The 5,234-nt window shown below is 71.1% G+C and carries 2 protein-coding genes; both read left to right on the top strand.

All coding sequences use genetic code 11. The features are described from left to right. Positions 1–12 precede the first annotated feature (12 nt). Positions 13–4,983, top strand: coding sequence for a type I polyketide synthase (locus ACFYWM_RS44585; RefSeq protein WP_389927935.1), 4,971 nt, complete (start codon positions 13–15; stop codon positions 4,981–4,983). 6 nt (positions 4,984–4,989) lie between these two features. Continuing rightward, on the top strand, positions 4,990–5,234 hold a 245-nt coding region (locus ACFYWM_RS44580; protein WP_389927932.1), incomplete at its 3' end, for a beta-ketoacyl synthase N-terminal-like domain-containing protein.

Here is a 5,234-nt window from a genome sequence, read left to right as displayed (position 1 = left end):
TCTCCGGAGGAGTTGTGGGAGCTGGTGGCTTCGGGCCGGGACGCGGTGTCGGGGTTTCCGGTGGATCGTGGGTGGGATCTGGAGCGGTTGTTCGACGATGATCCTGATCGTGCGGGTACGTCGTACGCGCGGTCGGGGGCCTTTCTGCATGAGGCGGGGGAGTTCGACGCGGGGTTCTTCGGGATCTCTCCGCGTGAGGCGTTGGCGATGGATCCGCAGCAGCGGTTGTTGCTGGAGACCTCCTGGGAGGCGTTCGAGCGGGCCGGGATCGACACGCCCTCGCTGCGCGGCACCGACACCGGGGTCTTCGTCGGGTTGATGTACCACGACTACTCCGCGCGCCTGCTCACCACACCCGCCGACCTGGAAGGGCACATCGGCATCGGCAACTCCGGCAGCGTCGCCTCCGGCCGCCTGGCCTACACGTTCGGCCTGGAAGGACCGGCGGTGACGGTGGACACGGCGTGTTCGTCGTCGCTGGTGGCGTTGCACTGGGCGATCCAGTCACTGAGGCGGGGAGAGTGCTCGATGGCACTCGTCGGCGGCGTCGCGGTCATGGCGAAGCCCGACGCCTTCGTCCAGTTCAGCAGGCAACGCGGCCAGGCCCCCGACGGGCGGTGCAAGTCGTTCGCGGGTGCTGCGGATGGTACGGGGTGGGGTGAGGGTGTGGGGGTGCTGGTCGTGGAGCGGCTGTCGGATGCTCGGGCGAACGGTCGTCGGGTGTTGGCGGTGGTGCGGGGTTCGGCGGTGAATCAGGACGGGGCGTCGAACGGGTTGACGGCGCCGAATGGTCCTTCTCAGCAGCGGGTGATCGGTCAGGCGTTGGCGGATGCGGGGGTGGCGGCCTCGGGTGTGGATGTGGTGGAGGGGCATGGGACGGGGACGCGGTTGGGTGATCCGATCGAGGCGCAGGCGTTGCTGGCCACCTATGGCCGGGGTCGGGATCGGCCGCTGTGGTTGGGGTCGGTGAAGTCGAACATCGGTCATACGCAGGCGGCCGCTGGGGTGGCCGGTGTGATCAAGATGGTGATGGCGATGCGGCATGGGGTGTTGCCGCCCACGTTGCATGTGGATGAGCCCTCGCCGCACGTGGACTGGTCCTCCGGATCGGTGTCGCTGCTGACCTCACCCGTGTCGTGGCCGGAGATAGACCGTCCAAGGCGGGCGGGGGTGTCCTCGTTCGGGATCAGCGGCACGAACGCGCACGTCATCGTGGAGGAGGCACCCGCCGTCGCGGAGGAGGTCGTCGCTCCCGTCGACGGGATGCCGGTGGTGCCGCTGGTCGTGTCGGCTCGGTCGGCCGGGGCGCTGGCCGAGAGCGTGAGGCGGGTGTCGGAGGCGGCCGGGGATCGGGTGGACGTGGGATGGACGCTGGCCCGGCGCACGGTGCTGGAGCACCGGGCGGTGCTGCTGGACGGCGAGGTGGTCTCCGGGGTGGCGGGTCCGGGTGGGTTGGGGTTCTTGTTCACGGGTCAGGGTGCTCAGCGGGCAGGGATGGGCCGGGAGCTGTATGAGGCGTTCCCGGTGTTCGCGGCGGCTTTCGACGAGGTGGACGGTCACGTCGAGGGTTCGTTGAAGGAGATGGTGTTCTCCTCGCAAGACGGCCTACTGGATCGGACGCAGAACGCTCAGATCGCGTTGTTCGCCCTTGAGGTGGCGTTGTTCCGGTTGCTGGAGTCGTGGGGGGTGCGGCCGGATCTCCTGTTGGGGCATTCGGTGGGGGAGTTGGCGGCGGCTCATGTGGCCGGGGTGATGTCGTTGCGGGATGCGGCCGGTCTGGTGGTGGCGCGGGGCCGGTTGATGCAGGCGCTCCCTGCGGGTGGAGCGATGGTGGCGTTGCAGGCCACCGAAGCAGAAGTGCTGCCTCTTCTGCATGGCATGGTCTCGGTGGCGGCGGTCAATGGCCCGCAGGCCGTCGTCGTCTCCGGCGACGAGAGCGCAGTGGCGGAAATATCCGCTTATTTCACCGCTCGGGGTCGTAAGACCCGTCGCCTGCGGGTCAGTCATGCCTTCCATTCCCCCTTGATGGAGCCGATGCTGGGGGACTTCCGCCGGGTGGCCGAGGCCGTGACCTACCGTCCTCCCTCGATCCCGGTGGTCTCCAACCTGACCGGTGAACCCGTCACGGACTTCTCCGCCGATTACTGGGTGCGGCACGTGCGTGAGGCGGTGCGGTTCGCCGATGGTCTGGCTTATCTGCGGGCTGAAGGGGTGGAGACGTTCGTCGAGCTGGGCCCCGATGGTGTGTTGTCGGCGTTGGGTGAGGAGGGGGTGTTCCTCCCGGTGTTGCGCAAGGACAGGCCGGAGGCCGAAACCCTGGTGACGGCGCTGGCGAGGGCGTTCGTGGCCGGTGCGAAGGTCGACTGGAAGGCGTACTACGCGGGCAGCGGCGGGAAGCTGGTCGACCTGCCGACCTACCCCTTCGAGCACCGGCGCTACTGGCTGGAGGCCACCGCGGGCGACGGGCCGCGACCCGGTGGGCATCCGCTGCTCGACGTGGCGGTGCCGCTGGCCGACGGTGACGGTGTCGTACTGACCGGTGAGCTGTCCAGTACGGGGCGGCACGGATGGCTGGCGGACCACATGGTCGCCGGGAGCGCGGTGGTCCCGGCGACGGTCCTGGTCGAGCTCGCGGCGCACGCCGGTGACCTGGTGGGCTGCGAGACGCTTGAGGAGCTGAACCTCGAACTCCCGCTGGTCCTCCCCGAGCGCGGTGCCCGCCAGGTGCAGGTGTCCGTGGCCGCGCCGGACGAGCGAGGACGGCGGGCCCTGACCGCGTACAGCCGCCTCGACGACGAGCCGTGGGCACGGCACGCGACCGGCACGCTGGCCCCGGCCACCCCGGCGGAACCCGTCGAGCTGTCCGAGTGGCCCCCGAGAGGAGCGGAACCGGTCGACGTGGACGCCCTCTACGACGGTCTCGCCTCGGCCGGCCTCGAATACGGTCCGGCGTTCCAGGGGCTGAGGGCGGCCTGGCGGCGGGACGGGGTGCTCCACGCCGAGGTGGCCCTGCCCGCCGAGCGGGACACGACCGGGTTCCGCGTCCATCCCGCCCTGCTCGACGCGTGCCTCCACGTCCTCGCGGCGGGCCGGGAGACGGCCGCGCTGCCGTTCTCCTGGCGTGGCGTGCGGCTGAACGGCACGGACGCGACCTCCCTGCGCGTACGGATCGAGGACGCGGGCGACGCGGGCGTGTCCCTGGCCGTGGCCGACGACACCGGGCGGACGGTGCTGACGGCCGAGTCCCTGCTCCTGCTGCCACCGGCCATGGACGAGATCGCCGGAGCCGCCCACCGCGACTCGTTGTTCCGGGTGGAGTGGGTGCCGGTGGTGGGCGGTGAGGTGGTGTCGCCGGGGGTGGTGGTGCGGGTCGGTGCGGGCGGTGAGGGGGACGTGCCGTCGGTGGTGCGGGGTGTGCTGGACGAGGTGCTGGGGGTGGTGCGGGGGTGGGTCGAGGACGTGCGTTCGGGCTCGTCGCGGTTGGTGGTGGTGACGTGTGGCGGGGTGGCGGTGGGTCCGGGTGAGGGGGTGGATCCGGTGGCGTCGGCGGTGTGGGGGCTGATGCGGTCGGTGCAGGCGGAGTTCCCGGGGTTGTTCGCGGTGGTGGACGTGACGCAGGAGGGTGAGGTCCCGGATGAGCTGCCGGTGGGGGAGCCGGGGGTGGCGGTGCGCGGAGGCGTCCTGTACGCGCCGAGGCTGGTCCGGGCACGCGTGCTCCCGTCTTCTTGGAAGCTCGACGGCACGGTGCTGGTCACCGGTGGTACGGGGGCGTTGGGTGGTCTGGTGGCCCGTCACCTCGTCACCGAGCATGGGGTACGTGATCTGCTGCTGGTGAGCCGGGGTGGGGAGAAGGCGCCGGGGGCCGCGGGGTTGGTGGCGGATCTGGTGGCGTTGGGTGCCCGGGTCACCGTCGCGGCCTGCGATGTGGGTGATCGGGAGGCGTTGCGCGGGCTGCTGGAGGGTCTGGACCGGTCGCTGGCCGGTGTGGTGCACGCGGCGGGGGTGGTCGATGACGGGTTGGTCGGTGGGTTGACGCCGGAGCGTCTGGATCGGGTGTTCGGGCCGAAGGCGGACGCGGCCTGGCATCTGCACGAGCTGACCCGGCAGATGCCGCTGGCGGCGTTCGTGTTGTTCTCCTCGGCGTCGGCGACCTTCGGCAACGTGGGTCAGGGCAACTACGCGGCGGCGAACGCCTTCCTCGACGGTCTCGCCGCGCGTCGCAGGGCCGAGGGGCTGCCCGCGACCTCCCTGGCCTGGGGACTGTGGGAACACGGCATGGGCGCCGGCCTCGGGGAGACCGAGCGTGCCCGGCTGGCCCGTTCGGGTGCCGTGCCGCTGACCGAGGCCGAGGCACTGGCCCTCTTCGACGCGGCACTCACCCTGGACGATCCGGTGCCGCTGCCGATCCGGCTGGACCTGGCCGCGTTGCGCGCGCGACCGGATGACGTACCGCCGCTGCTGCGTGGCCTGGTGCGGCGCGCGGTGCGGCAGGCCGCCGAGACCCGCGGTGCCCGTCCCCTGGCCGACCGGCTGGCCGGGCTGCCCGCGGACGAACGGCGGCGGGTGGTGCTGGACATCGTGCTCGGGCACGTCACCGCGGTGCTGGGCCACGGGGAGACGGAACGGGTCGAGGCGGACCGGCAGTTCAGGGAACTCGGCTTCGACTCGCTCATGGGAGTCGAACTCCGTAACAAGCTCACCGCGGACAGCGGGCTGACGCTACCGGCCACGCTGGTCTTCGACCATCCGACTCCCGCGGCGATCGCCGAGCTTCTCCACGAGCACCTGTCCGCCAAGGACACCGAGCCGATCGACCAGGTCCTGGCCGTCCTGGAGGGGATCGGCGCCGACGACCGCCCGGCGGTCGCCGAGCGGCTGCGCGCGCTCCTCGCCGGCTGGAGGGACGGTGACGGCGGGGCCGCCGATCTGGCGGACGCGAGCGACGACGACCTTTTCGACCTGGTCGAGAACCTGGGGAGCTGACACCACATGTCGAACGAGCAGCAACTGCGTACCTACCTCAAACGGGCGATCACCGAGGCCCAGGACGCGCAGCGGCGGTTGCGGGAGGTCGAGGAGCAGCACCGCGAGCCCGTCGCGATCGTGGGGATGGCGTGTCGTTTCCCGGGTGGGGTGTCGTCTCCGGAGGAGTTGTGGGAGCTGGTGGCTTCGGGCCGGGACGCGGTGTCGGGGTTTCCGGTGGATCGTGGGTGGGATCTGGAGCGGTTGTTCGA

Origin of the sequence: Streptosporangium sp. NPDC002721 (assembly GCF_042888905.1) — a bacterium.
GTDB lineage: Bacteria > Actinomycetota > Actinomycetes > Streptosporangiales > Streptosporangiaceae > Streptosporangium.
The sequence above is the reverse complement of the archived record's forward strand: the minus strand, read 5'-3'. Positions and strand labels throughout refer to the sequence as shown.